Origin of the sequence: Burkholderia sp. E168m22 (assembly GCF_001319805.1) — a bacterium.
GTDB lineage: Bacteria > Pseudomonadota > Gammaproteobacteria > Burkholderiales > Burkholderiaceae > Burkholderia > Burkholderia orbicola.
The window spans coordinates 128,262-151,938 of record NZ_BBSK01000044.1; the positions used below are offsets into that span (position 1 = coordinate 128,262).

The 23,677-nt window shown below is 68.2% G+C and carries 22 protein-coding genes; 7 read left to right on the forward strand and 15 right to left on the reverse strand.

Features of this window, described 5'->3' with window-relative positions:
* Nucleotides 1-4 precede the first annotated feature (4 nt).
* Nucleotides 5-334: a flagellar biosynthesis anti-sigma factor FlgM gene (gene flgM / locus AP428_RS12755; RefSeq protein ID WP_011546419.1), complete on the forward strand. Its 330-nt coding sequence runs from the start codon at nt 5-7 to the stop codon at nt 332-334.
* A gap of 76 nt (nt 335-410) precedes the next feature.
* Entirely contained in the window at nt 411-851 is a 441-nt protein-coding gene (locus AP428_RS12760) for a flagella synthesis protein FlgN (protein WP_006477557.1), read from the forward strand.
* Nucleotides 852-908: 57 nt separating this feature from the next.
* Here AP428_RS12760 and AP428_RS12765 read toward each other — a convergent pair whose 3' ends face one another.
* Nucleotides 909-2,759 (reverse strand): M24 family metallopeptidase, encoded by a 1,851-nt coding sequence (locus tag AP428_RS12765; RefSeq protein ID WP_054928146.1) that lies wholly within the window; start codon nt 2,757-2,759, stop codon nt 909-911.
* Nucleotides 2,760-3,124: 365 nt separating this feature from the next.
* On the opposite strand from AP428_RS12765, the gene AP428_RS12770 reads away from it, so the two are divergent.
* Entirely contained in the window at nt 3,125-3,904 is a 780-nt protein-coding gene (locus AP428_RS12770; protein WP_054928147.1) for a helix-turn-helix domain-containing protein, read from the forward strand.
* 72 nt (nt 3,905-3,976) lie between these two features.
* Here AP428_RS12770 and AP428_RS12775 read toward each other — a convergent pair whose 3' ends face one another.
* From AP428_RS12775 to AP428_RS12790, 4 genes are all read right to left on the reverse strand, one after another.
* Entirely contained in the window at nt 3,977-5,218 is a 1,242-nt protein-coding gene (locus tag AP428_RS12775) for a multifunctional CCA addition/repair protein (protein ID WP_027810239.1), read from the reverse strand.
* Nucleotides 5,215-5,862: a glutathione S-transferase family protein gene (locus AP428_RS12780; protein ID WP_054928148.1), complete on the reverse strand. Its 648-nt coding sequence runs from the start codon at nt 5,860-5,862 to the stop codon at nt 5,215-5,217. Before AP428_RS12780 ends, AP428_RS12775 begins: the two co-directional genes overlap by 4 nt.
* A 66-nt stretch (nt 5,863-5,928) precedes the next feature.
* On the reverse strand, nt 5,929-6,888 hold the full coding sequence (locus AP428_RS12785) for a complex I NDUFA9 subunit family protein (RefSeq protein ID WP_054928149.1): 960 nt from the start codon (nt 6,886-6,888) through the stop codon (nt 5,929-5,931).
* Nucleotides 6,889-6,939: 51 nt separating this feature from the next.
* Nucleotides 6,940-8,892, reverse strand: a complete 1,953-nt coding sequence (locus AP428_RS12790) for a lytic transglycosylase domain-containing protein (protein ID WP_054928150.1) — start codon at nt 8,890-8,892, stop codon at nt 6,940-6,942.
* Between the two features lie 8 nt (nt 8,893-8,900).
* On the opposite strand from AP428_RS12790, the gene AP428_RS12795 reads away from it, so the two are divergent.
* A complete protein-coding gene (locus tag AP428_RS12795) occupies nt 8,901-9,509 on the forward strand; it encodes a 5-formyltetrahydrofolate cyclo-ligase (RefSeq protein ID WP_006477550.1) in 609 nt (202 codons plus the stop codon).
* 73 nt (nt 9,510-9,582) lie between these two features.
* Here the strand turns inward: AP428_RS12795 and AP428_RS12800 are convergent, their stop codons facing one another.
* Nucleotides 9,583-10,095 (reverse strand): winged helix DNA-binding protein, encoded by a 513-nt coding sequence (locus AP428_RS12800; RefSeq protein ID WP_006483173.1) that lies wholly within the window; start codon nt 10,093-10,095, stop codon nt 9,583-9,585.
* Nucleotides 10,096-10,244: 149 nt separating this feature from the next.
* On the opposite strand from AP428_RS12800, the gene pxpB reads away from it, so the two are divergent.
* The 3 genes from pxpB to pxpA are packed head-to-tail and all read left to right on the forward strand — an operon-like array spanning nt 10,245 to nt 12,786.
* Nucleotides 10,245-10,901, forward strand: coding sequence for a 5-oxoprolinase subunit PxpB (pxpB, locus tag AP428_RS12805; RefSeq protein WP_006477548.1), 657 nt, complete (start codon nt 10,245-10,247; stop codon nt 10,899-10,901).
* On the forward strand, nt 10,898-11,965 hold the full coding sequence (locus tag AP428_RS12810; protein WP_054928151.1) for a biotin-dependent carboxyltransferase family protein: 1,068 nt from the start codon (nt 10,898-10,900) through the stop codon (nt 11,963-11,965). Before pxpB ends, AP428_RS12810 begins: the two co-directional genes overlap by 4 nt.
* 56 nt (nt 11,966-12,021) lie before the next feature.
* Nucleotides 12,022-12,786 (forward strand): 5-oxoprolinase subunit PxpA, encoded by a 765-nt coding sequence (gene pxpA, locus AP428_RS12815; protein WP_006483671.1) that lies wholly within the window; start codon nt 12,022-12,024, stop codon nt 12,784-12,786.
* A gap of 557 nt (nt 12,787-13,343) precedes the next feature.
* Here the strand turns inward: pxpA and AP428_RS12820 are convergent.
* The 9 genes from AP428_RS12820 to AP428_RS12860 form a co-directional block, all read right to left on the reverse strand.
* Nucleotides 13,344-14,489: a TraB/GumN family protein gene (locus tag AP428_RS12820; protein ID WP_006477545.1), complete on the reverse strand. Its 1,146-nt coding sequence runs from the start codon at nt 14,487-14,489 to the stop codon at nt 13,344-13,346.
* Entirely contained in the window at nt 14,482-15,498 is a 1,017-nt protein-coding gene (locus AP428_RS12825) for a peptide ABC transporter ATP-binding protein (RefSeq protein WP_006477544.1), read from the reverse strand. Before AP428_RS12825 ends, AP428_RS12820 begins: the two co-directional genes overlap by 8 nt.
* Entirely contained in the window at nt 15,495-16,493 is a 999-nt protein-coding gene (locus tag AP428_RS12830) for an ABC transporter ATP-binding protein (RefSeq protein WP_023476351.1), read from the reverse strand. Before AP428_RS12830 ends, AP428_RS12825 begins: the two co-directional genes overlap by 4 nt.
* A gap of 2 nt (nt 16,494-16,495) precedes the next feature.
* Complete coding sequence (locus AP428_RS12835; RefSeq protein WP_006489141.1) at nt 16,496-17,413, reverse strand: ABC transporter permease subunit; 918 nt, start codon at nt 17,411-17,413, stop codon at nt 16,496-16,498.
* A gap of 4 nt (nt 17,414-17,417) precedes the next feature.
* On the reverse strand, nt 17,418-18,428 hold the full coding sequence (locus AP428_RS12840) for an ABC transporter permease subunit (RefSeq protein ID WP_011546430.1): 1,011 nt from the start codon (nt 18,426-18,428) through the stop codon (nt 17,418-17,420).
* 118 nt (nt 18,429-18,546) lie between these two features.
* Nucleotides 18,547-20,175 carry an ABC transporter substrate-binding protein gene (locus AP428_RS12845; protein ID WP_054928152.1) on the reverse strand — a complete coding sequence of 543 codons (1,629 nt, stop codon included), beginning with the start codon at nt 20,173-20,175 and terminating at the stop codon, nt 18,547-18,549.
* A 324-nt stretch (nt 20,176-20,499) separates the two neighbouring features.
* The gene (locus AP428_RS12850; RefSeq protein WP_011546431.1) at nt 20,500-21,807 is read right to left on the reverse strand and encodes an MFS transporter; all 1,308 of its coding nucleotides are present in this window, start codon (nt 21,805-21,807) and stop codon (nt 20,500-20,502) included.
* 190 nt (nt 21,808-21,997) lie between these two features.
* Entirely contained in the window at nt 21,998-22,309 is a 312-nt protein-coding gene (locus tag AP428_RS12855; protein WP_006477538.1) for a high-potential iron-sulfur protein, read from the reverse strand.
* Between the two features lie 158 nt (nt 22,310-22,467).
* Nucleotides 22,468-23,577, reverse strand: coding sequence for an NAD(P)/FAD-dependent oxidoreductase (locus AP428_RS12860; RefSeq protein ID WP_006477537.1), 1,110 nt, complete (start codon nt 23,575-23,577; stop codon nt 22,468-22,470).
* Between the last annotated feature and the right edge of the window lie 100 nt (nt 23,578-23,677).

The window sequence follows — 23,677 nt, forward strand, 5'->3', positions numbered from 1 at the left end:
CATCGTGAAGATCGATTCCACTCCGAAACCGAGCCCCCTCGCGCCGACCGGCAACGGCGCGGCCCGTGCGCCGTCCGGCACGGCCCAGTCGTCCGCGCAGGCAGCCGATGCAGGATCGAGCGGCGGCGACACGACCGTAAACCTGTCGGGTCTGTCCGGCCAGTTGCGTTCGGTCTCCGCGTCGGGCGACGCCGATATCGACACGGGCCTGGTCCAGTCGATCAAGGACGCGCTGAACAACGGCACGCTGACGATCGACGCGAACAAGATTGCCGACGGCGTATTGAACACCGCCCGCGAACTGCTGCAGCAGCAGCGCCCGCAGGGCAGCTAATCCCGGCCTCGTGGCCGGTTCACCCGGTTTGCCGGCGTGCGGCCATCCCGCGCACCGGCGTGACGAGCATGACGCGATGAGAGAAGAGCTGCTGGCCACGGTCAACGACGAACACGCGACGGTCGAAGCGTTCGCGTCCCTGCTCGTCTACGAGGAAAAGGCGCTGACGACGGCCGAGCCGCTCGAGATGCTGCCCGGGATCGTCGAGAAGAAAAGCGCATTGATCGACCGGCTCGCGCAGCTCGAACGCACGCGCGACACGCAGCTTTCCGCGCTCGGCTTTCCGGCCGGCAAGAAAGGCATGGACCAGGCGGCCGAGCGCGACGCGCGCCTCGCGAGCCGCTGGCAACTGCTGCAACAGGCCGCCGAACGCGCGCGCCAGGCCAACGCGAACAACGGGATGCTGATCCGGATCCGGATGGACTACAACGAGCGCGCGCTCGCGGTGCTGCGCTCGGCGCCCGCGCCGGCCGGCGTGTACGGCCCCGACGGACGCGTGTCGGCGCTCACGCGCTGACCGGCTGACGGCGCGCCGCGCGGCCGACCGGCGGCCGCGCTTCCGCCTTCCCCTTCGTTACAACAGCGGACACGCGGTGACTTGCGTACCGCGTTCCACGCACAGCCGCTCGTAGTCGCGCAGGTACGCACGCTCGGCGTTGTCCAGCAGATCCAGATCGATCAGGTCCCAGTCGTAGCCGACCGTCACGATGTTCTCGAACGTCACGGTGCCGGGCTGCGCGTCGTCCGCCCGCACGATCACGATGTTCTCGATCCGCACGCCGCCCTTGCCCGGCAGGTAGATGCCCGGCTCGACCGAAATCACCGCATTCGGCACCAGCCCGTACGTCGCGCCCGGCGCGAACCGCACGCCGCCCTCGTGCACGTGAATCCCGACGCCGTGCCCGGTGCCGTGGCCGAAATCGTGGCCATGGTCGCGGCACACCTGCCGCACCAGCGCATCGACGTCGCCGCCCGTCGCGGTGGCCGGAAAGCGCGTGACGAGCCCCTTGATGCAGGCCTTCAGCGCGACCGTATAGATCTCGCGCTGCCACGGCTGCGCGACCGTGTCCGGCCGCGTGCGGCGCAGCACGACGCGCGTGCAGTCCGTCGCGAAGCCGGCTTCGTAGTACGCGCCGCTGTCGAGCAGCACGAGTTCGCCTTCGGTCAGCTCGACGTCGGCGCTCGCCGCCGTGTAATGCGCGAACGCGCTGTTCGCGCCGTTCGCCGCGATCGACGGAAACGACAGCGCGACCGCCGAACGTGCGCCGTACGCGTCGTTGATCCTGCGCGCGAGGTCGTACTCGGTGTGGCGCACGCCCGGTTCGCCGGTCTTGGCCCAACGCATCGTCTCGGCGATCGCCGCGCAGCTGCGCGCGAACGCGTCGCGGAACTGGCCGAGCACCGCCGGCGTCTTGCTCGCCCGCATCGCCTCGACCGGGTTGAAATCGGCATGCCGCGCGTGCGGCCACACCCGCTTCACCGCGTCGACGAGCGCGCAGTTCACCGATTCGAAGCCGTAGCACACGTGCTCGACGGCGAACTGCGCGAGAAAGCGCTCGAGCGCCGCGACGTCGCGCCGGATCACCTGCAGCGCCGGATACGAATCGAGCGCGACCTCGCAGCGGTCGCAGCCTTCCGGGAGGAACAAAGCCACCCGCCCGCCGACCGCGAACAGGAAGCCGAGGTGCGACGACGCATTCGGGATGTGATAGCCGCGGCTGTTCAGCAGATACGCGAGATCGTCCGACGCGCAGGTGAAGAACGCCGTCTTGCCGTCGGCCGCGCCGGTATGCGCGGCGAGCCGGCGGTTCAGCGCGTCGAGGTTCTGCACGACGCTCAGGCCGGTCATCGCTGCCGGGATCTCGAAGATCGGCCGCTCGACGTTCCAGCCCGGCAGCGCTATCGCCCGGTCGATCTCGCGCTCGGCGAGGCTCGTCCAGTCGAGCGACGCGGCCTGCGTCTGCTCGAACAGCCGGTTGCGCTGCGCGACGCTGATCCGCCGCGCGTCGTAGCCGACCCGCGCGAGCCGGCTCGCGTGCGCGAGCAGCCAGTCGGCCATCGCCTGCCAGATCGTCACGTTCATGCCGAGCTTCTCGACGCGCACGCGCGCCGGATCGCACTGCTCGTCGGCCTGGAAGTGATAGCGGCCGTCGACGAACAGCACGAACGGCGGCAGATCGAGCGCCTGCGCGGTCGCCGCGCTCAGGAAGATTCCGCAGCCGGCCGAGCCGTCGAAGCCCGACACCGCGTAGCGCGGGTTGTTGCCGCGCGGCAGGTACTCGGTCACGTATTCGTCCTGCGACGTGATCAGCACCGCATCGAGTCGCGCGGCATCGAGCAGGCGCGACAGGCCGGCCTGCGTGTCGGCGACGGACGCGTCGTACGGGGGAAGGCCGGAGAAGCTGTATTTCAGTCGATCGATCATCGGATGCCCGTTATTCATTGTTGTCAGCGGCCGGCGGCGTGCCGCGGCATCGCGCGCCGGGCACGGCACGTCGTTGCGGCGCAGGTCACGCGCGGCCGGGCCGCGCCGCCGGCCGGGAGGCAGGCCTTCGGTAAAATTTTTGTCTCACTTAACTTTGTTTGATGCGCGACAGAATCTAGAGCACGTCGAAATCGAGGTCAAGCCAAGATTTTCGTAGGACTAAAATCGGCGTGCCGCCTGCGGATTCCGGCACAACGCCGATTCGCCCTCGCGACGCTGCGCGGTACAATGCGCCGGCCTCGCCGCCCCGGGCGGCCGCACGGCCCCATTGCCCGCGCCCCGACTCGTTGCCACGAAAGAGATTCATGGATTCAGACCTCATGCGTATCGGCCAGCGCATTCGCCGCCTGCGCCGGGAAGCGAAGAAGACGCTGCTGGAAGTGGCGACCGAAGCGAACCTGTCGGTCGGGTTCCTGTCGCAGGTCGAGCGCCATCTGACGGGCATCTCGCTGTCGTCGCTCGTCAACGTCGCGAAGGCGCTGGGCGTGCCGCTCGGCACGCTGATCGAGCAGCCGCGCCAGGCGCAGCCCGATTCGCACGAGGGCAGCCGCAAGCCGTACGCGCTCGACGCCGCGTCGCAGTGGTACGAGCGGCTGTCCACCACGTTCGACGGCAGCCAGATCAACGCACTGAAGGTGCAGATGATGGAAGGCTACCGGTCGGAATGGGTCGCGCACGGCGGCGACGAATTCGTGTACGTGCTGGCGGGCCGCATCTGCTACACGGTCGGCAAGAAGAATTACCCGCTGACGCCCGGCGACTCGCTGCACTTCGACGCGCGCAAGCGGCATCGCGTGGCCAATGTCGGCGACGGGCCGGCCGAGCTGATCACCGTCAGCACGCTGCCGCTGTTCGACGACAGTGGTGCGGAATTCGTATCCGCGACGACGGAAATCAGGCAATCGAAGCCCGGCGAGCCGCGCGTGAGCCGGCGCGCGCCGGCGTCCAAGCGGGATGACCGCGACGCCGCCGCGGCACGGCCGTCCAGGGCCGGCGCAGCCGAAAAGAAGGCGGCGGCGAAGCCGCGCGCGGCCGCCGGCAAACGCCCGGCGGCCGCGACTCCGGCGCGCAAGAAGAAACAGTAACGGCTGGCCGGCGCGCAGGCCGCGCCTGCTACTTGCCTGCTACTTGCCTGCTACTTGCCTGCTCCTTGCCGACTACTCGCCGATCGCGAGCGCCTGCGCGACGGCCTGGACCCGCGCGCGATGCACGGCTTCCTTGATCTTCTCCGTATCGTTGCCGATGCCGCGCGCGATCGCGCCGGCGTCGACACTGCGCGCCGCCGCGAGCGCGACGCGCAGCCGCTCGGCCTGCGGATACGGCTGCGCATCGAGCCCGAGTCGGCCGCGCGCATCCGATTCGCACGCCTGCAGCAGCTCGGCGAAGCGCGCCGGCTTGCGCAGCGCGTCGCTGCGCTCGAACAGCCGCACCAGCGCGGCCGCGCCCATCTCCATCACGCGATGCAGGTTGCCGTGCTCGCGCGCGACCACCAGCGCGAGATCGCGGCATTCGTTCGGCACGCGCAGCCGCTCGCACAACGGCTTGAGCAGCTCGACGCTGCGGCTTTCGTGGCCGACGTGGCGCGGCAGCACGTCCGCGGGCGTCGTCCCCTTGCCGAGATCGTGCGTGAGCGCCGCGAAGCGCACCGCCAGCGAATAGCCCTGCTTCGCCGCGTAGTCGACGACCATCATCACGTGCACGCCGGTATCGACTTCCGGGTGGTAATCGGCGCGCTGCGGCACGCCCCACAGCGCGTCGACCTCGGGCAGGATGCGCGCGAGCGCGCCGCAGTCGCGCAGCACGGCGAACATCCGCGACGGCTTCGCTTCCATCAGCCCGCGCGCGATTTCCTGCCATACGCGTTCTGGCACGAGCGCGTCGACCTCGCCCGCATCGACCATCCGCCGCATCAGCGCGAGCGTTTCGTCCGCCACCGTGAAATCCGCGAACCGCGCGGCAAAGCGCGCGATGCGCAGGATTCGCACCGGGTCCTCGACGAATGCGTCGCTCACGTGCCGGAACACGCGCGCACGCAGGTCGGCCTGCCCGTCGAACGGATCGATCACCGGGCCGACCAGCGCGCCTTCCGGGCTCACCTCGCGCGCCATCGCGTTGATCGTCAGGTCGCGCCGCGCGAGATCCTCGTCGAGCGTCACGTCCGGCGCGTAGTGGAACTGGAAGCCGTGATAGCCGGCCGCCGTCTTGCGCTCGGTGCGCGCCAGCGCGTACTCCTCCTGCGTCTGCGGATGCAGGAACACCGGGAAATCCTTGCCGACCGGCCGGAAGCCCTGCGCGGTCATCTGCTCGGGCGTCGCGCCGACCACCACGTAGTCGCGGTCCTGCACCGGCACGCCGAGCAATTCGTCGCGGATCGCGCCGCCTACTGCGTAGATGTTCATGGCTGCGGCTCGTATTCGGCGATCACGTTGGTTTCACGGCGCGCGGCATCGATCCACCGCTGCACGGCCGGCAGCGCGGTCACCCGCGCCGCATAGCCGGCCGCCTCCGGCGACAGCGCCGGCGCATACGTGTTGAAGCGCATCACGACCGGCGCATACATCGCATCGGCGATCCCGAATTCGCCGAACAGGAACGGCCCGCCCGACGCCTCGATGCATTCGCTCCACAGCGCGTCGATGCGCGCGACGTCGGCGAGCGCATCGGGCGTCGCGCCGCGCCCCGGCATCGACGCGCGGATGCTCATGCCCATCTGCGTGCGCAGCGCCGCGAAGCCCGAATGCATTTCGGCGGACACGCAGCGCGCATGCGCGCGCGAGAGCGGGTCGGCCGGCCACATCGGGAATTGCGGATAGCGCTCGGCGAGCGTCTCGGCGATCGCGAGCGAATCCCAGATCGCCAAGCCGTGATCGTCGACGAGGCACGGCACCTTGCCGGTCGGCGAGTATTCGCGGATGCGCGCGGCCGTGTCGTCGCGACGCAGCTCGACCACGATCTCGTCGAACGGGATGCCGAAATGCGCGAGCAGCAGCCACGGCCGCATCGACCACGACGAGTAGTTCTTGTCTCCAATGACGAGCTTCATGACGGGGTTCCGGAAAATGCGAAAAAGGAAAAGAAAGAGGCCGGCCGGCGGCGCCCCGCGCGCGGGCTAGCGACGCGAGCGGAACCAGTCGAACCGCGAGCGCCCGGTCGCTTCGCCGAGATACGCGGGCGCAATGCTTTCGAGACTCGCGGGCGAGAGCCCGAGTTCCGGCGCGAGCGGCCCCGACAGCACGTTCGGCACCGACATCGTCGCGAGATTGTCGCGCGTGAGCACCGGCTCGCCCGGCAGGCATTCGAACACGCGCGCCTGCAGCCGCGCAAGCGCGTCGGGCAGCCGCACGATGCGTGCCTGCCGGCCGACCAGCGTGCCGCAGTAGCGCACCAGTTGCTCGAGCGTGTAGACGGTCGGGCCACCGAGTTCGTAGGTCTTGCCGTGCGCGCCGACGAGATCGAGGGTGTTGACGAACGCGCGCACGACGTCGCCGACGAATACCGGCTGGAAGCGCGCGTCGGGCATCGCGAGCGGCAGCACGGGCACCGTGCGCTGCAGGTTCGCGAACGTGTTGAGGAATGCGTCGCCGGGGCCGAACACGACCGACGGACGGAAGATCGTCAGCGCGAGCGAATCGGTGGCCGCGACCGCATGCAGCGCGGCTTCGCCATCGCCCTTCGAGCGCTGGTACATGCTCGCGCCGTGCGAATCGGCGCCGAGCGCGCTCATGTGCAGCAGGCGCCGCACGCCGACCTCGCTGCAGGCGGTCGCCAGCGCGGCCGGCAGCGCGACGTGCGCGCGCTCGAAGCCCGGCCCGTACGGCGTGCCACGGCCGCCGTGCAGCACGCCGATCAGGTTGATCGCCGCGTGCGCGCCGGCGACGAAACGTGCGAGCGTGCGCGTATCGAGCGCGTCGAGCTCGACGATGTCGACCGGCAGCATCTGCAGGTGGCGCGCGTGGTCGCGCCGCCGCGTACCGATCCGCACGTGCTTGCCGGCATCGATCAGCGCATTGACGAGCCGGCTGCCGATGAAGCCGGTGCCGCCCAGCAGCGCGACGGTCTGGCGATCCATTGTTCGAGTCCTAAAAAGAACACTGCCGCGTCTCGCGCGGCAGTTCGTGTATCAGGGCGAGATCATGCCTAGACGTTTCTTCAACGACTGCGGTTTGCCCTCGAAGAGCGCCGCGTAGTAGACGGTATTCGACAGCACGTTCTTCACGTAGTCACGCGTCTCGTTGAACGGAATCGTCTCCGCGAAGATCGCGCCTTCGACCGGCTGCGTCAACACCTGGCGCCACTGACGCGGCCGGCCCGGGCCCGCGTTGTAGCCGGCGGTGGCGAGCACCGGCGAGCTGTCGAAGTTGTTGTAGATGTCCGCGAGATACCAGGTGCCGAGCTGGATGTTGGTGTCGATGTCGTGCATCTGCGCCCGCGAGATCGTGCCCATGCCGAGCTTCTTCGCGACCATCTGGGCCGTCGCCGGCATCAGCTGCATCAGGCCGCCCGCACCCACCGACGAACGCGCGCTGATGATGAAGCGCGATTCCTGGCGGATCAGCCCGTACGCCCACTCGACGTCGAGGCCCGTCGACTGCGCATAGCGCTCGACGGTCGTGCGGTACGGCGACGGATAGCGCAGCGTGAAGTCGTGCTCGGCCTTCGTGCGGTCGGCCGTGTTGACCGTGCGGTCGAGCAGCTCGACGCGCTTGCCGTATTCGGCGGCCGCGAGCAGCTGGCGATCGGTCATCCCGCGCAGCGGCCAGTTCCATTCGCGATTGCCTTCGAGGCGCAGGTTCAGCGCGTAGAAACGCTGCGCGAGCGCGAAGCCCGGGATCTTGCCCATCGCGTCGATCTCGGCATCGCTCACCTTCGTACGCGGCGGGATCGTCGTGCGCTGGCCGAGCTCTTCGCCGGCCAACTGCCCGTAGAAGTTGAACTGGCCCGCGACCTGCTCGAATTCCTGGTTCGCCTGCAGCGTGTCGCCGCTCTGCTTGAGCGCACGCGCGTGCCAGTATATCCACGCCGGATCGTTGCGCAGCGACGGCGGCATCTGCTCGATCGACCAGCGCACCATCGGCCAGTTGCCGGCGAGCAGCGCGGCGCGCGTGCGCCATTCGTAGCCCGGGTTCGACAGCGGCGCGTTCGCCGATTTCGCGTACCAGACCGACGCCATCGGCGAGCGCTTGATCGCGCCCTGGTAGCCGATCGCGCCCCACGCGATCGCCTGTTCCTGCTTGGTCAGCGAAGACGCGACCGTCGTCAGCATCCCGGCGGCGGCGTCCGGATCGTTGCGCGCCATGCGGCCGAGCGCGATCAGCGCGAGCTGATGCGACGCGGCGTCAGGCCCGACGCCGCGCGCGAGATACAGCGGCGGCGCGCTCGTCGCCTGGTCGAAACCGACCGGGCGCGGGCCGAGCGCGTCGACGATCTTGCCGCCGAGCGTCGTGTAGTTCTGCTCGTACGCGAGGCGCGCCTGCTGCCACACGTCGTCGCTCGTGAACTGCTGGTTGACGGTGAGCGCGGTGATCAGGTCGACGCACGCATCGCCGTAGTTCTTCGGCTCGACGAGCAGCGCGCGCGCCGCATCGGCGACGTTCTCGTTGCGCGCCGCGCGCGATTCGAGCGCATAGCACTTGACCTGCGTGTCGTCGTCGAGCACGAAGCGCTTGTACTGGTCGTCGAAATTGCGCCAGTCGTGGCGCGCGCCGAGCACGAGCAGGTAGTCGTTGCGCAGGCGATCGGCGATCGCCTGGCCATCGTAGCGCTGCAGGAACGACTGCACGGGCGCGTCCGGCGCATCGACGCGCGCACGGCCCGTCGAATCGAACAGCTGCGGCTTGATCTGGAAATACTCGACGTAGGACGGCACCGGATAGTTCGGGATCATCGACGCGAGCTGCGCGGCCTTCGCGGCGTCGTTGCGGCGTGCGGCTTCGCGAAGCTGCACGAAGATCTGGTCATCCCCGGCGAGCGTGTCGTCGTTCGGTGCGGCGCATGCGGCCGTGCCCGCGACGAGCGCGGCGGCGGAAAGCGCCAGCGCGACCGCGCGATATACTCGGAAAAGGCTGTTCGACATCGTTTTGAATGGAGCACGAAGTGAGCGAAAGCATAGCACGCAACCCTGTGCCGAACCCGAAGGTTGCGCTGCGCAAAACGCTGTCCGGCGCCCGTCGCGACGCCGCGTCGCAACCTGCCGCGAACGCCGCGCTCGACGCGCGGCTGCGCACGTTGCTCGACCGTCTGGCGCCGCGCACGGTCGGGTTCTACTGGCCGCTGCCGGGCGAATTCGATGCCCGCGACGCGGTGCTCGCCTGGTGCGCGGCGGGCGCCGGCCGGTGCGCCGCGCTGCCGGTGATCGGCGAACGTCACACGCCGCTCGCCTTCCACGCATGGGATGCGCACACGCCGATGCGCGAAGGTCATCACCGGATTCCCGAACCCGCGTCGGGAATCGTCGTCGTGCCCGATCTTTTGCTGATTCCCTGTGTAGGATTCGATGCGCAGCGCTACCGGCTCGGCTACGGCGGCGGCTACTACGACCGCACGCTCGCCGCCTGGCCGGGCGACACACTGCCCGTGACGGTCGGCATCGCGTACGAAGCGTGCCGCGTCGATGCGCTGCCGGCCGAAGCGCACGATCTCGCGTTGCGCTGGATCGTCACCGACGCCGCGCTTTACCCGGCCGCCGAATGATGGCGCGCGCGGCGCCGCGATCGTCGCGGCTTGCCGCGAGCGTGTCGCGGCGACCGACCGTTTCCGCGATCGTTTACAGTGACGCCGCCGCCCGCGCGGCCGTGTCGTAGAGGCCCGATGCGTGGCGCAGCAACTGCGCCGCGTCGCCGATCTGCTCGTTGGTGAGGCCGCTGTCCTTCAGCGTCTCGATCAGGCAATGCTCGCGGACCTCGCGGTACTTCAGGCACAGGTCGCGGCCCGCGTCGGTCGCGAAGAAGAACACTTCCTTGCCGTTCTTCTCGCTCTTCACATAGCCGCGGGCGATCAGTTTTTTCAGCGCATAGGTCGCGACGTGCGTATCCTCGATATTGAGCACGAAGCAGATGTCGGCGAGTTTCTTCTTGCGTTCGCGATGGCTGACGTGATGCAGCAGCGAGACCTCGACCGCCGTCATGTCCTTCGCGCCCGCCGCCGACATGCAGCGCACCATCCAGCGGTTGAACGCGTTGCCGGCCATGATGAGCCCGTATTCGAGCTCCGACAGCTCCGCGCTCGAATCGGAAACGAGGTGTTCGGATGACACGATCTTGGTCGCAGGACGCTTCATGGAAAGGCGGCGCAAGCCGGATGACAGGATGTGCCCGAGTGTACGCCAGAAGCCCCGGCCTACGAGCTAGGCGAAAACGCTTATTGAGAAGTTGTCGATATTTTATTGACAATGTGCGCTAACATTGCCGTCCGAACCGTGCCAGTCCGATGACGCAACCCCGCATTTATCCGCTCGGCGATGCCGCCCTCGTCTGCGAGGTGCCGCCGCCCGCCACGCTCGATTGCCAGCGCCGCGTCTGGGCCGTGGCCGAGGCCGCGCGCGCGTGGCCCGACGTGATCGACGTCGTCCCCGGCATGAACAACCTGACCATCGTGTTCGACGCGCTCGCCGCGACGGCCGACTCGCTCACGCCCGCGCTGCGCGACGCGTGGGAAACCGCCGACGTCGAGCACGCGGACGGCCGCGAGGTCGAGATCCCGGTCGAGTACGGCGGGGCCGCCGGGCCCGACCTGGCGGCCGTCGCCGCCCACACGGGGCTGTCGGCCGACGAGGTCGTCGCACGCCACGCGGCCGGCGCCTACGTCGTGTTCTTCGTCGGGTTCCAGCCGGGCTTCGCGTATCTGGGCGGCCTCGACGCCGCGCTGCACATGCCGCGCCGCGCGGCGCCGCGCCTCGAGGTGCCGGCCGGCTCGGTCGGCATCGGCGGCGCGCAGACGGGCATCTACCCGGCCACGTCGCCCGGCGGCTGGCAACTGATCGGCCGCACGTCGCAGGTGCTGTTCGACCCGGCGCGGCCGCAGCCGACGCTGCTGCTGCCCGGCGACCGCGTGCGCTTCACCATTGCGGGAGTCGACGCACGATGACCCAGAGCAACGCACCGGGCACCATCGAGGTCGTGCGGGCCGGCCCGCTGTCGACCGTGCAGGATCTCGGCCGCCGCGGCACGCGCCATCTCGGCGTCGCGCAGGGCGGCGCGCTCGACGGCCTCGCGCTCGAAGTCGGCAACCGGCTGGTCGGCAACCGCCCCGACGCGGCGGCCGTCGAAATCACGATCGGCCCCGCCACGTTCCGCTTCACGCGCGCCACGCGCATCGCGATCACCGGCACCGAGTTCGGCGCGACGCTCGACGGCCAGCCCGTGCATTCGTGGTGGAGCCTGCCGGTCGACGCCGGGCAGACGCTCGTGCTGCCGGCCGCGAAACGCGGCATGCGCGGCTACCTGTGCATCGCGGGCGGCATCGACGTGCTGCCGATGCTCGGCTCGCGCAGCACCGATCTCGCGTCGCGCTTCGGCGGCCTCGGCGGCCGCACGCTGCGCGACGGCGACCGGCTCCCGGTCGGCGTGCCGCCGGCCGGCGCGGGCTGCCTTTCGGCCGATGCGCCGGAATTCGGCGTGAAGGCGCCGGCGTGGTGCGCGTTCGTGCGCGTCGACGAGCCGCCGCGACGTCACCGCCCCGTGCATGCGCCGTGGGCGATGCCCGTGCGCGTGCTGCCGGGCCCCGATTACGCGTCGTTCGCGGCCGATTCGCAGCAGGCGTTCTGGGATGAGGAATGGCTCGTCACCGCGAACAGCAACCGGATGGGCTATCGGCTCGCCGGCGCCGAGCTCGTGCGCGAGCGGCCGGTCGAACTGCTGTCGCACGCGGTGTTGCCCGGCACGATCCAGGTGCCGCCGAACGGCCAGCCGATCGTGCTGATGCACGACGCGCAAACCACCGGCGGCTACCCGAAGATCGGCACGGTGATCCGCGCCGACCTGTGGAAGCTCGCACAGGCGCGGCTCAACCTGCCGATCCGCTTCGTGCGCACGACGCTCGACGCCGCGCGCGCCGCCCTCGTCGCGGAACGGGCGTACCTGCGGCAGATCGACGTCGCGATCGAGATGCGCGAGGAAGCGCGCCGCCGCGCCCAATCGCGCGCGGCGTGACAATGGCGGAAAGCGGTAGCGAAGGACGCGCCACGCAACCAGTGGACGAGGAACATATGGAAATCGATCTGAATGCCGATCTCGGCGAAGGATGCGGATCGGACGAGGCGCTGCTCGACCTCGTCACGTCGGCGAACATCGCATGCGGATGGCATGCAGGCGGCGCGAATGCGATGCGCGACTGCGTGCGCTGGGCCGTGCAGAAAGGCGTGTCGATCGGCGCGCATCCGAGCTTCCACGATCCGGAGAATTTCGGCCGCAAGGAAATGCAGCTGCCGGCCGGCGACATCTATGCGGGCGTGCTGTACCAGCTCGGTGCGCTGTCGGCGATCGCGCAGGCCGAGGGCGGCCGCATCGCGCACGTGAAACCGCACGGCGCGCTGTACAACCAGGCCGCGCGCGACCCGCTGATCGCCGACGCGGTGGTGTCCGCGATCCACGACTTCGATCCGTCGCTCGCGGTGTTCGGGCTCGCGAACAGCGTGTTCATCGCGGCCGCGCGGCAGGCGGGGCTCGCGGCGGTGGAGGAAGTGTTCGCCGATCGCGGCTACCGCGCGGACGGCTCGCTGGTGCCGCGCAGCCTGCCCGGCGCGTTGATCGACGATGAAGATGCGGTGCTCGCGCGCACGCTCGACATGGTGCGCAACCGGCAGGTGCGCGCGCTGAGCGGCGAATGGGTGCCGCTCAATGCGCAGACCGTCTGCCTGCATGGCGACGGGCCGCATGCGCTGGCGTTCGCGAAGCGAATCCGCGCGGCGCTCGAGGCCGCCGGCGTCGACGTCGTGGCACCCGGCGCGCTGCAGGCCGACGAAGGCGCGTAACGCAGCATTCGGCGCAGGGCCCGCGCGCCGCACGTTTTCGTCGCACCAAAGAAAAAAGCGCCCTCGTGGCGCTTTTCCGTTGGTGCAATCGGTGCGGCTTCGCCGTCTGTCGATTCACCCCCCGAAACCGTCTTTCGACGGTGACCGGAAAAATATTCCGGATTAAAAAACGTCCGCCGCCGCCCGATCACTGCCTTCCCCGGTCAGACGACGGAACGTCGCTTATGTGCAAGTCGGCCCGCATGCATGTGTTGTTCGACGATGATTGGCCCCGCCGTGCATGCAGACTCTCCGCGGCCGGCACGTGCTTCACGTGCCGGCGACGCTCACCCCGCGCTTTATTTCTGCTACCCCGTAGAACTTATCTATTCTTTTCATTTTTTCAACTTGTGGGGTGAAGAATAGATATTGGCCGAACGGGATGTCAATCGTTTTAAACGCTATTTTCCGACGATTCAAGGGTTTTCCTTATCGACCGGCACCACCGCGCAGGCGTGTCGCACGGTACGCGCGACGTCGATCAAACAGGGGACGATCAGTGCGGTAGCCGGGCGCGATCAGTTCGCGTCGACCCGGTATCCTTGCTGGCGCAACAATTCGAGCACGCCGCGCGGGCCACCCAGATGCAGCGCGCCGATCGCGACGAACAGCGGCCGGTTCGGCGCGGCGATTGCAGTCATCCGTGCAACGAAGCGCCGGTTGCGCTCGTACACGATCTTGTTGTCGAGCGACGCCGACAACGCCTTCGAACGGGCGAGCCGTTCGCTCTTCGCGACGGCCCACGCCGAGATCGCATCGGCGTCGCCAATTCGCCACAGCCGGTGCAGTGCCTTGATGTCGTCGGCGTTCTGCGCGGGCGTCTGCACCATGTCCTGCGCGAGCATCTCGCGCTGCTCGGCCAGCGTCAGCCCGGTGAACGCGCGCATCTGTTCGGCGAGCGTCTCGAGTCCGATCACGCGGCCGCCCTTCTTCTTCAGGAACACGTTCTGCAGTTGCGCCTCGGTACCGTATTCGGTCTGCAGGCCCGCGGACAGCGAATCGTAGGTCTCGACGACGAGCGCCGCGAGCCACGGCCGCATCTTGCGGATCTCGGCGAGCGCGGCCGGGTTGCCGCGCAGGCGCGCCGCGAGCCGCTGCCACAGCGGCTCGGGCAGCAGGCGCTGCAGGCACGGGTAGCGGCACACGCCGTACTTCGACACGTCGTCCTGCGATTCGAGCAGATCGTCGGGCGACAGCTCGAGCGCGAGCGTCGGCGACGCGGCGAGCGCCGCGAGGATGCGCGGCCGGAACGGCTGCGCGCTCGGGTAATCGGACGGGTCGCCCGTGTGCAGCGTGCCGAGCACGTAGAGCGTGACCTTGCCCTTGGTCGCGACGTAGAACGGCATGCGCGCCGGCTGCACGCGCACGGTGCCGCGCGACACGGTGCCGTCGGACACGGCCGGCGTATGGAAGCCCGGCAGGCTCATGCCGGGCGGCGGAACCTGCGACGGACGAATCGGCGAAGTCGCCGGCGCACGCCCCTCGGCGCGCACCGGCTCAACGGGGACCACGACGCTGGCCGCCGCGCACGCGCCGGCCAGCGCCGCGCCCGTGACGGTACGCACGCTCCAGCGCCGCGCGTAGCGGTACGCGCGCATCACGCGCGCGCCGCCTGCCCCCGCACGGCGCACGCCGGACACGCGCGCCGCCAACGCTTCAGGCATTCTCCTCCCCGACCTCCTCGGCGCGATGGCAGGCTACACGCCGGCCGTCCACTTCGCGCAATTGCGGCTCCTCGACGCGGCACCGCTCGACCGCGTACGGGCAGCGCTGGTGGAACGCGCAGCCCGACGGCGGATTGAGCGGCGACGGCAGTTCGCCCTGCAGCTTGATCTGCACGCGGCGATCTTCCTCGAAGATCGCCGGCGTCGCCGACATCAGCGCCCGCGTGTACGGATGGCGCGGCCGTGCGTAGATCGTCGCCTTGTCGCCGAGCTCGGCGACGCTGCCGAAGTACATCACCATCACGTCGTCGGCAACGTGTTCGACCACCGACAGGTTGTGCGAGATGAACACGTAGCTCGTCTTGAACTGCTCCTGCAGATCCATGAACAGGTTCAGGATCTGCGCCTGGATCGACACGTCGAGCGCGGACACCGGCTCGTCCGCGACGACGATGCGCGGATCGAGGATCATCGCGCGCGCGATCGCGACCCGCTGGCGCTGGCCGCCGGAGAACATGTGCGGATAGCGCTTCGCGTGCTCGGGGCGCAGGCCGACCGTGCGCATGATCTGCGCGATGCGCGCGGCGCGCTCGGCGGCCGTCAGGTTCGCGTTGATCTCGAGCGGCTCGGAAAGCGTCTGCTCGACGGTCTTGCGCGGGTTGAGCGACGCGAACGGGTTCTGGAACACCATCTGCACGCGGCGGCGCAGGTCGGCGACCGTGTCGCGGCTCGCGCCGGCCACGTTCTTGCCGTCGATCGTCAGGCTGCCCGCGGTGGGCGTCTCGATCATCGTGAGCTGGCGCGCGAGCGTCGATTTCCCGCAGCCCGACTCGCCGACGACGGCGAGCGTCTTGCCGCGCTTCAGCGAGAACGACACGCCGTTCAGCGCCTTCACCGTGCCCTGCCCGAACATCCCGCGCTTCACCGAATAGTGCTTCGCGAGGCCGTCGGCCACCAGTACCGCTTCCTCGTCGTGCGAAGCGCGAGGCGTTTCATTGACTGCATTCATCGTGCGCCTCCCGTCAGGTCGAGGTTGGAAACATTGAGCGGCTTGATGCAGCGCGCGCGCATCGCATCGTTGGCCGGCACCAGCGTGTCGAGCGCCGGCCGCGCCTTGCGGCAATCGTCGACGACGTACTTGCAGCGCGGCGCGAACAGGCACCCGGACGGGCGATCATCGCGGCCCGGCACCATGCCCGGCAATGCGGCAAGGCGACGCGCCCCCTGATTGTGCTCGGGAATCGCCGCGAGCAGCGCTTCGGTGTACGGATGATGCGGCGCGCGGAAGATGTCGGGCACGCGGTTAGTCTCGATGATCTCGCCCGCGTACATCACCGCGACGCGATGCGCGACCTCCGACACCACGGCCAGATCGTGCGAGATCAGCACGAGCGCCATCCCGCGCTCCTTCTGCAGCTTCACGAGCAGATCCATGATCTGCGCCTGGATCGTCACGTCGAGCGCGGTGGTCGGCTCGTCGGCGATCAGCAGCTTCGGGTTGCACGCGACGGCCATCGCGATCATCACGCGCTGGTTCATCCCGCCCGACATCTGGTGCGGGAACGACGCGATGCGGTTCTTCGCATCGGGAATGCCGACCTGGTCGAGCAGTTCGAGCGCGCGCCGGTGCAGCGCGTCGCCGCGCAGGCCTTCGTGCAGCTTCAGCACTTCCTTGATCTGGTAGCCGACCGTGTAGCTCGGGTTCAGGCTCGTCAGCGCGTCCTGGAACACCATCGCGATGTCCTTGCCGACGATCTTGCGGCGCGCCTTCGGCGACGCCTTCAAGAGATCCACGCCGTTGAACGTGACTTCATCGGCCGTCACCTTGCCCGGCGCGTCGATCAGGCCCATCAGCGCCATCATCGTCACGCTCTTGCCCGAGCCCGATTCGCCGACGACGCCCACCACCTCGCCCGGCGCGACCGATAGGTTGATCCGGTCGACCGCGGGCAGGCCGTTGAAGTTCACCGCGAGATTGCGGATGGTCAGGAGATTCTGGGTCATGGTCACGCCATCCGTTTCAGCTTGGGGTCGAGCGCGTCACGCAGCCCGTCGCCGAGCAGGTTGATCGCGAGCACCGAAATCAGGATCGACAGGCCGGGCATCGTCACGATCCACCACGCGTTGTCGATGTAGTCGCGTGCCGAGGCCAGCATCGCGCCCCACTCGGCGGTGGGCGGTTGCACGCCGAGGCCGAGGAAGCCGAGCGCGGCCGCGTCCAGGATCGCCGACGAGAAGCCGAGCGTCGCCTGCACGATCAGCGGCGCCGTACAGTTCGGAAGCACCTGCGAGAACATCAGGCGCAGCGTGCCGGCGCCGGCCACGCGCGACGCGGTCACGTATTCCTTCTGCAGCTCGCCGAGCGCCGACGCACGCGTGAGACGCACGTAGGCCGGCAGCGCGACGATCGCGATCGCGAACATCGTGTTGGTGAGGCCCGGGCCGATGATCGCGACGACCGCGACCGCGAGCAGCAGCGACGGCAGCGCGAGCAGCACGTCCATGATGCGCATCACCGGCGTGTCGGCCCACTTCTGGAAGAACGCGGCGACCAGCCCGAGCACGATGCCGGGGATCAGCGCGAGCACGACCGACACGAAGCCGATCCAGAACGACATCCGCGCGCCGAACATCAGCCGCGAAAGGATGTCGCGGCCCGCTTCGTCGGTGCCGAGGATGAATTGCCAGTTGCCGCCGGCGAGCCACGCGGGCGGAATCTTCACGTAGTCGCGGTATTGCTCGACCGGGCTGTGCGGCGCGATCAGCGGCGCGAGCAACGCGACTGCGATCAGCACGATCACGACGATGCCCGCGCCGACGGCGCCGCGGTTGCGCGAGAAGTTGGCCCAGAACTCGCGCAGCGCGAGCGCACGGCCGCCGGCCGGCGCGGATTCGGTCGGCAGGGTATTTTGCAGATTGCTCATGGGATTACCTCGTGTGGCGGATGCGCGGATTCAGCACGCCGTACAGCAGGTCGACGACCAGGTTCACGACGATCACGAGCGTCGCGATCAGCAGGATGCCGCCCTGGACGACCGGATAGTCGCGGCGGCCGATCGCATCGATCAGCCACTTGCCGACGCCGGGCCACGAAAAGAGCGTCTCGGTCAGCACTGCGCCAGCAAGCAGCGTGCCGATCTGCAGGCCGATCACCGTGACGACCGGGATCAGCGCATTGCGCAGCGCATGCACGACGACCACGCGCACGGGCGACAGCCCTTTCGCGCGGGCGGTGCGGATGTAGTCCTCGCGCAGCACCTCGAGCATCGACGAGCGCGTCATCCGCGCGATCACCGCGAGCGGGATCGTGCCGAGCACGATCGCGGGCAGGATCAGGTGGCTCACCGCCGACTTGAACGACCCTTCGTCCGGCGCGAGCAGCGCGTCGATCAGCATGAAGCCGGTCGGGTGCGGGAAATCGTATTCGACCGCGATGCGCCCCGACACGGGCGTCCAGCCGAGGGTCGACGAAAACACCATGATGAGGATCAGCCCCCACCAGAAGATCGGCATCGAGTAGCCGGTGAGCGCGGTGCCCATCACGCCGTGGTCGATGACCGAGCCGCGCCGCAGCGCGGCGATCACCCCGGCCGGCAGGCCGACCGCGAGCGCGAACACGAGCGCGCACAGCGACAGTTCGACGGTCGCCGGGAAGCGCGCGAAGAACTCGCCCGCGACGCTCGTGTTGGTGATGATCGACATGCCGAGGTCGCCATGCAGCGCCCGGCCGATGTAGTGCAGATACTGCAGCGGCAGCGGCTCGTCGAGCCCGAGGCGTTTCATCGCCTCCGCGTGCATCGCGGGATCGACGCCGCGCTCGCCCATCATCACTTCGATGGGGTCGCCCGGTATCAGGTGAATCAGCGCAAACGCCAGGATGGTGATGCCGATGAAAGTCGGGATCACCATCCCCACGCGGCGCAACACGAATCTGAGCATGATGCGTCTCGTATTTTCTTGTGGGAAATGTGCGACCGGCGACGAGGGGCTTTTGACCCCTCGTCGCCGGATGATTTCAAGCCGGTTTTCTCAATGACGACAGCTTACGCCAGCCGGGTTACTTCACGCTGACACCGTCGAAACGCGCATAGCCGAGCGGCTCGATACGCATGTCGACCACGTTCTTGCGCACCGGCTGGTAGACCGTCGAGTTCGCGATCGGCGAGAACGGCAGCTGTTGCGCGAAGATCTGCTGCGCCTGCGTGTAGAGCTTCGTGCGCGCGTCCTGGCCCGTCGTCGTGCGGCCCTTCTGCACCAGCTCGTCGAACGGCTTGTAGCACCAGTGCGAGAAGTTGTTGCCCTTGATCGCCTCGCAGCCGAGCAGCGTGCCGAGCCAGTTGTCGGGGTCGCCGTTGTCGCCCGTCCAGCCGATCAGCATCGTGTCCTGCTCGCCCGAGTGCGCGCGCTTGATGTACTCGCCCCACTCGTACGTGACGATCTTCGCCTTCACGCCGATCTTCGCCCAGTCGGCCTGGATCATCTCGGCCATCAGGCGGGCGTTCGGGTTGTACGCGCGCTGCACCGGCATCGCCCACAGCGTGATCTCGAACCCGTTCGGGAAGCCGGCCTTCGCGAGCAGCGCCTTCGCCTTCGCGGTGTCGTAGGTCGCCATCTTCAGGTTCTTGTCGTACGACCATTGGGTCGGCGGCATCGGTGCGGTCGCGGCCTGGCCGGCGCCCTGGTAGACCGACTCGAGAATCGCCTTCTTGTTGATCGCCATGTCGAGCGCCTGACGCACTTCGAGCTTGTCGACCGGCTTGTGCTCGACGTTGTACGCGAGGTAGCCGAGGTTGAAGCCGGCCTGCGACGGCATGTCGACGTTCGAATCGGCCTTCAGCGTCGCGATGTCGGCCGGACGCGGATAGCTCATCACCTGGCATTCGTTGCGCTTGATCTTCTGCACGCGCACGCCCGGGTCCGGCGTGATCGAGAAGATCAGCTTCGACAGCTTCACCGCACCCTTCTTCCAGTAATCAGGATTGCCATCGAAGCGGATCGTCGCGTCCTTCGTGTAGCTGCGGAAGATGAACGGGCCCGTGCCGACCGGCTTCTGGTTGATGTCGGCGGCCTTGCCGGCCTTCATCAGCTGGTCGCCGTATTCGGCCGACAGGATCGACGCGAATTCCATCGCCATGTTCTGGATGAACGGCGCGTTCGGCTCGGCCAGCGTGAACTTCACGGTGTACGGATCGACCTTCTCGATCTTCGTGATCAGCTTGTCGAGGCCCATGTCGGTGAAGTACGGGAACGACACCGGGTACGCCTTGCGGAACGCATTGTTCGGGTCGAGCATGCGCTCGAACGAGAACACGACGTCGTCTGCGTTGAATTCACGCGTCGGCTTGAAGAAGTCGGTCGTGTGGAACTTCACGCCGTGGCGCAGGTGGAACGTGTACACCTTGCCGTCGGACGACACGTCCCACTTCTCGGCGAGGCCGGGTTCGACCTTCGTGCCGCCGCGCTCGAATTCGACGAGGCGGTTGTAGACGGTGAACGTGGCGGCGGTGAAATCCACGCCGGTCGTAAATTGCGCGGAATCGAAACCCGCCGGGCTGCCTTCTGAGCAGTAGACGAGCGTTTTGTTCGGGATCTGTGCGAATGCAGAGCCCGCGACGCCGAGCGATGCCGCTGCCACGCCTGCCATGGCGGTAACACGCAGGGTGTGCAACAGACGGTTGTATTCCATGTTTCCTCCAGGTCTCCAGATCGGAACCGGCCCCGCCAGGGTCCGGCGTACGCGGATATTACTTGAGCTAGCGATCCTGCAACAAGCTGGAGAAAAAACTCTTCTATATGCCCGCCGGGTTTTTGCCGATTTTTAGTGTGGGTAAAAAATGCAACAACGCGCGCGAGCGACCATTCCGTTCATTTCGCGGCATGTTTCGTTCGACGACTAAACAATTCGGGCGCGAACACGAAGGGGCGACGCACCGTTTGCCCGCGTTGCGCAGCACATCATTGCGTTTCGCGAAACGATCGATTCGATGACCGTCTTCACATCGTCATGTCGTCACGCCGGCGCATCGAGGTCGGCGTTGCGCGCGGGCACGAACGCGACCGCCACGATCGACAGCGCGATCCCCGCCATCACGTAGTAGGTCGGCGCGAGCGGCGTGCCGGTCACCTTGATCAGCCACGTGACGATGAACTGGCCGAAGCCGCCGAACAGCATCACCGCGACGTTGTACGCGATCGACAGCCCGGTCGAGCGCACGTTGGCCGGGAACAGCTCGGCGATCATCGCGCCGAACGGCCCGTAGTAGCCTGCCAGCGTCACCGACAGCACGGCCTGTACCGCGATCAGCCGCCCGATGCTCGGCGCGGCGTCGAGCCACGCGAACAGCGGATACATCAGCGCGAGCGTCAGCACCAGCGACCACAGCGACAGACCCTTGCGGCCGATGCGGTCCGACCACGCGCCCGCGACCGGCGACAGCACCATCAGCAGCAGGTTGCCGACGATCACCGCGTAGAACGATTCCGCATACGGCAGCTTCAGTTGCTTCACCGCGAAGGTCGGCAGATAACTGATCAGCACGTAGATCGTCACGGTGAGCGCGATCACCGAGCCGAGCCCGCACAGCACCTCGCGCGGGTGGCGCGTGAACACTTCGCCGAGCGTCGCGCGGCGCGCGCTCTGCTGCGCATGCAGGAACGCTTCGGAATCGGCGAGATGGCGGCGGATGTAGAAGCCGATCGGGCCGATCACGAGCCCGAGGATGAACGGCACGCGCCAGCCCCAGCTGCGCAGCGCGTCGTGCGACAGCCCGCGCGTGACGGCCGCGCCGACGAGCGCGCCGATCAGCAGCGCGGCCGCCTGGCTCGCCATCTGCCAGCTGCCGTAGAAACCGCGTTTCGAGAACGGCGCCGCTTCGATCAGCAGCGCGGTCGAGCTGCCGAATTCGCCGCCCGCGGAGAAGCCCTGCAGCAGGCGGCCGAGCACGATCAGGATCGGGCCGCCGATGCCGATCGCCGCATAGGGCGGCGCGATCGCGAGCAGGAAGATGCCGGCCGTCATCAGCAGGATCACGAGCGACAGCGCGGCCTTGCGGCCCGCGCGGTCCGCGTACAGCCCGAACACGATGCCGCCGATCGGGCGCATGAAGAACGCGACGCCGAACGTCGCGGTGGTGAGCAGCAGCGACGAGTATTCGCTGGAGGTGGGGAAGAACAGCTCGGCGATCACGACCGTCATGAAGCCGAATACCGTGAAGTCGTACCACTCGAGCGCATTGCCGATCACGGCGGCCACCACCGCACGCCGGTTCAGCGCACGCTCGGGCCGGGTCGTTTTCGTTGAACTCGCAATCGTCGCCATGCGTGCCTCGTCCTCGTGAATTCGCCGTGTCGGGCGGTGCGGCGCGCGGGGTGCCGCGGCGCGCTGGTGTGCAGCGAGTGTAGAAAGCGACGGAACCGTTTTCAAGCAATAAAAAACGCCCGCCATCGAACGACGGCGAGCGTGTTGCGGTTTTCGCCACATTGCGGCATCGCACGATGCCGCACGGGCCTCAACCCATCTTCGAGAAAGCGCTGCACCAGCCCTTCGCCGACACCTGCTTGCCGGGGAACGCGCCGCACGGGCCCGAAGCCGAGCCCTTCTTGCCCTGGTACAGCATGCAGGCCGCGCAATCCTGGCCCGCCGCGTATTTCGGGTACTTCGTCTTGTCGACCTTCGTGGCATCGGCCTTGTAGCCGAGCGCCACCGCGGTCGGGTCCGTTTCCGGCAGCATCGGCGCATCGGCCAGCGCTTCGCGCGACAGCGCCAGCGCGGACACCGCACCAATGCTCGTGATCAGGAAACTCCGACGGGATGTTTTCATGGGGGACTCGCTCCAACGTTATCGGTTTGAAAGCCGTTCTGGCGACGGCCGTTCGACAGAATAACTCCCGAGCGAATAAATGTGCGCGCCGAAATGCCGGAGATAAGGGATTTCACACGGGTTACGGGCGCCCGGCCCGCACGGCGGCGGGCCGTGCGTCAGGCGCGCGACACCATGTCGCCGACGCGCTGCGCGAGCGCGAGCGACGCGGTGAGCCCCGGCGACTCGATGCCGAACAGGTTCACGAGCCCGCGCACGCCATGCTGCGCGGCGCCCTGCACGATGAAGTCGGCCGGCGGCTCGCCGGGCCCCGCGAGCTTCGGCCGGATGCCCGCGTACGCCGGCTGCAGCGCATCGTCGGGCAAGCCCGGCCAGAACGCGCGGATCGACGTGTAGAACGCCCCCGCGCGCGCCGGATCGACTTCGTAGCGCAGCGAATCGCACCACTCGACGTCCGGCCCGAAGCGCGCCTGCCCGCCGAGATCGAACGTCAGGTGCACGCCGAGCCCCGCGCGCTCGGGCATCGGGTAGATCAGGTGCGAGAACGGCGCACGGCCCGACAGGCTGAAATAATTGCCGCGCGCGAGATAAAGCGGCGGCACCCAGCGCGGATCGAGGCCGCGGGTGCGGCGCGCAAGCGCCTGCGCGCCGAGCCCCGCGCTGTTGATCACGCACGCGGCGTCGATCTCGGTCGGCGCGGCGCCGCCGGTGCGCACGATGAAGCGCCCGCCGCCCAGCACGTCGATCGATTCGACCGGAGATTGCAGCGCGCACACGGCGCCGTCGCGTTCCGCATCGCCGAGCAGCGCGAGCATCAGCTGGTGGCTGTCGACGATGCCGGTCGACGGCGAGAACAGCGCCTCCACGCATTCGAGCGCGGGCTCGAGCGTCTGCGCCTCGGCGCGCGTGAGCGGCAGCAGGTCGAGCACCCCGTTCTCGGCCGCGCGCGCGGCAATCGCCTTCAACTGCTTCAGCTGCGCGGCGCTCGTCGCGACCAGCAGCTTGCCCGTGCGCCGATGCGGCACGTGGTGCGTGTCGCAGAATTCGTACAGCAGGTCGCGCCCGCGCACGCACGACGTCGCTTTCAGCGACCCGCGCGGATAGTAGAGCCCCGCGTGAATCACCTCGCTGTTGCGCGAACTCGTGCCCGTGCCGATCGCGTCGGCCGCCTCGAGCACGATCGTTTCACGCCCGCGCGCGGCCAGTTCGCGCGCAATCGCCAAACCGACGACACCCGCGCCGATCACGACACAATCCGTCTGCTCCATGGCTTTTCGCGCTGCTCGCGCGTCGATGGGGGAGAGAAGAATTGTACGTCCCGGTTCGCCCGCTTGCCGAACGCGCGCGCATCGCGTCGCGGCGATACGG

What these genes read in the sequence shown, in the direction of transcription:
- AP428_RS12760 (WP_006477557.1), top strand. Translation starts at nt 411, where the DNA reads ATGAGAGAAGAGCTGCTGGCCACGGTCAACGACGAACACGCGACGGTC.
- AP428_RS12765 (WP_054928146.1), bottom strand. Translation starts at nt 2,759, where the DNA reads ATGATCGATCGACTGAAATACAGCTTCTCCGGCCTTCCCCCGTACGAC.
- AP428_RS12770 (WP_054928147.1), top strand. Translation starts at nt 3,125, where the DNA reads ATGGATTCAGACCTCATGCGTATCGGCCAGCGCATTCGCCGCCTGCGC.
- AP428_RS12775 (WP_027810239.1), bottom strand. Translation starts at nt 5,218, where the DNA reads ATGAACATCTACGCAGTAGGCGGCGCGATCCGCGACGAATTGCTCGGC.
- AP428_RS12780 (WP_054928148.1), bottom strand. Translation starts at nt 5,862, where the DNA reads ATGAAGCTCGTCATTGGAGACAAGAACTACTCGTCGTGGTCGATGCGG.
- AP428_RS12785 (WP_054928149.1), bottom strand. Translation starts at nt 6,888, where the DNA reads ATGGATCGCCAGACCGTCGCGCTGCTGGGCGGCACCGGCTTCATCGGC.
- AP428_RS12790 (WP_054928150.1), bottom strand. Translation starts at nt 8,892, where the DNA reads ATGTCGAACAGCCTTTTCCGAGTATATCGCGCGGTCGCGCTGGCGCTT.
- AP428_RS12795 (WP_006477550.1), top strand. Translation starts at nt 8,901, where the DNA reads ATGGAGCACGAAGTGAGCGAAAGCATAGCACGCAACCCTGTGCCGAAC.
- AP428_RS12800 (WP_006483173.1), bottom strand. Translation starts at nt 10,095, where the DNA reads ATGAAGCGTCCTGCGACCAAGATCGTGTCATCCGAACACCTCGTTTCC.
- pxpB (WP_006477548.1), top strand. Translation starts at nt 10,245, where the DNA reads ATGACGCAACCCCGCATTTATCCGCTCGGCGATGCCGCCCTCGTCTGC.
- AP428_RS12810 (WP_054928151.1), top strand. Translation starts at nt 10,898, where the DNA reads ATGACCCAGAGCAACGCACCGGGCACCATCGAGGTCGTGCGGGCCGGC.
- pxpA (WP_006483671.1), top strand. Translation starts at nt 12,022, where the DNA reads ATGGAAATCGATCTGAATGCCGATCTCGGCGAAGGATGCGGATCGGAC.
- AP428_RS12820 (WP_006477545.1), bottom strand. Translation starts at nt 14,489, where the DNA reads ATGCCTGAAGCGTTGGCGGCGCGCGTGTCCGGCGTGCGCCGTGCGGGG.
- AP428_RS12825 (WP_006477544.1), bottom strand. Translation starts at nt 15,498, where the DNA reads ATGAATGCAGTCAATGAAACGCCTCGCGCTTCGCACGACGAGGAAGCG.
- AP428_RS12830 (WP_023476351.1), bottom strand. Translation starts at nt 16,493, where the DNA reads ATGACCCAGAATCTCCTGACCATCCGCAATCTCGCGGTGAACTTCAAC.
- AP428_RS12835 (WP_006489141.1), bottom strand. Translation starts at nt 17,413, where the DNA reads ATGAGCAATCTGCAAAATACCCTGCCGACCGAATCCGCGCCGGCCGGC.
- AP428_RS12840 (WP_011546430.1), bottom strand. Translation starts at nt 18,428, where the DNA reads ATGCTCAGATTCGTGTTGCGCCGCGTGGGGATGGTGATCCCGACTTTC.
- AP428_RS12845 (WP_054928152.1), bottom strand. Translation starts at nt 20,175, where the DNA reads ATGGAATACAACCGTCTGTTGCACACCCTGCGTGTTACCGCCATGGCA.
- AP428_RS12850 (WP_011546431.1), bottom strand. Translation starts at nt 21,807, where the DNA reads ATGGCGACGATTGCGAGTTCAACGAAAACGACCCGGCCCGAGCGTGCG.
- AP428_RS12855 (WP_006477538.1), bottom strand. Translation starts at nt 22,309, where the DNA reads ATGAAAACATCCCGTCGGAGTTTCCTGATCACGAGCATTGGTGCGGTG.
- AP428_RS12860 (WP_006477537.1), bottom strand. Translation starts at nt 23,577, where the DNA reads ATGGAGCAGACGGATTGTGTCGTGATCGGCGCGGGTGTCGTCGGTTTG.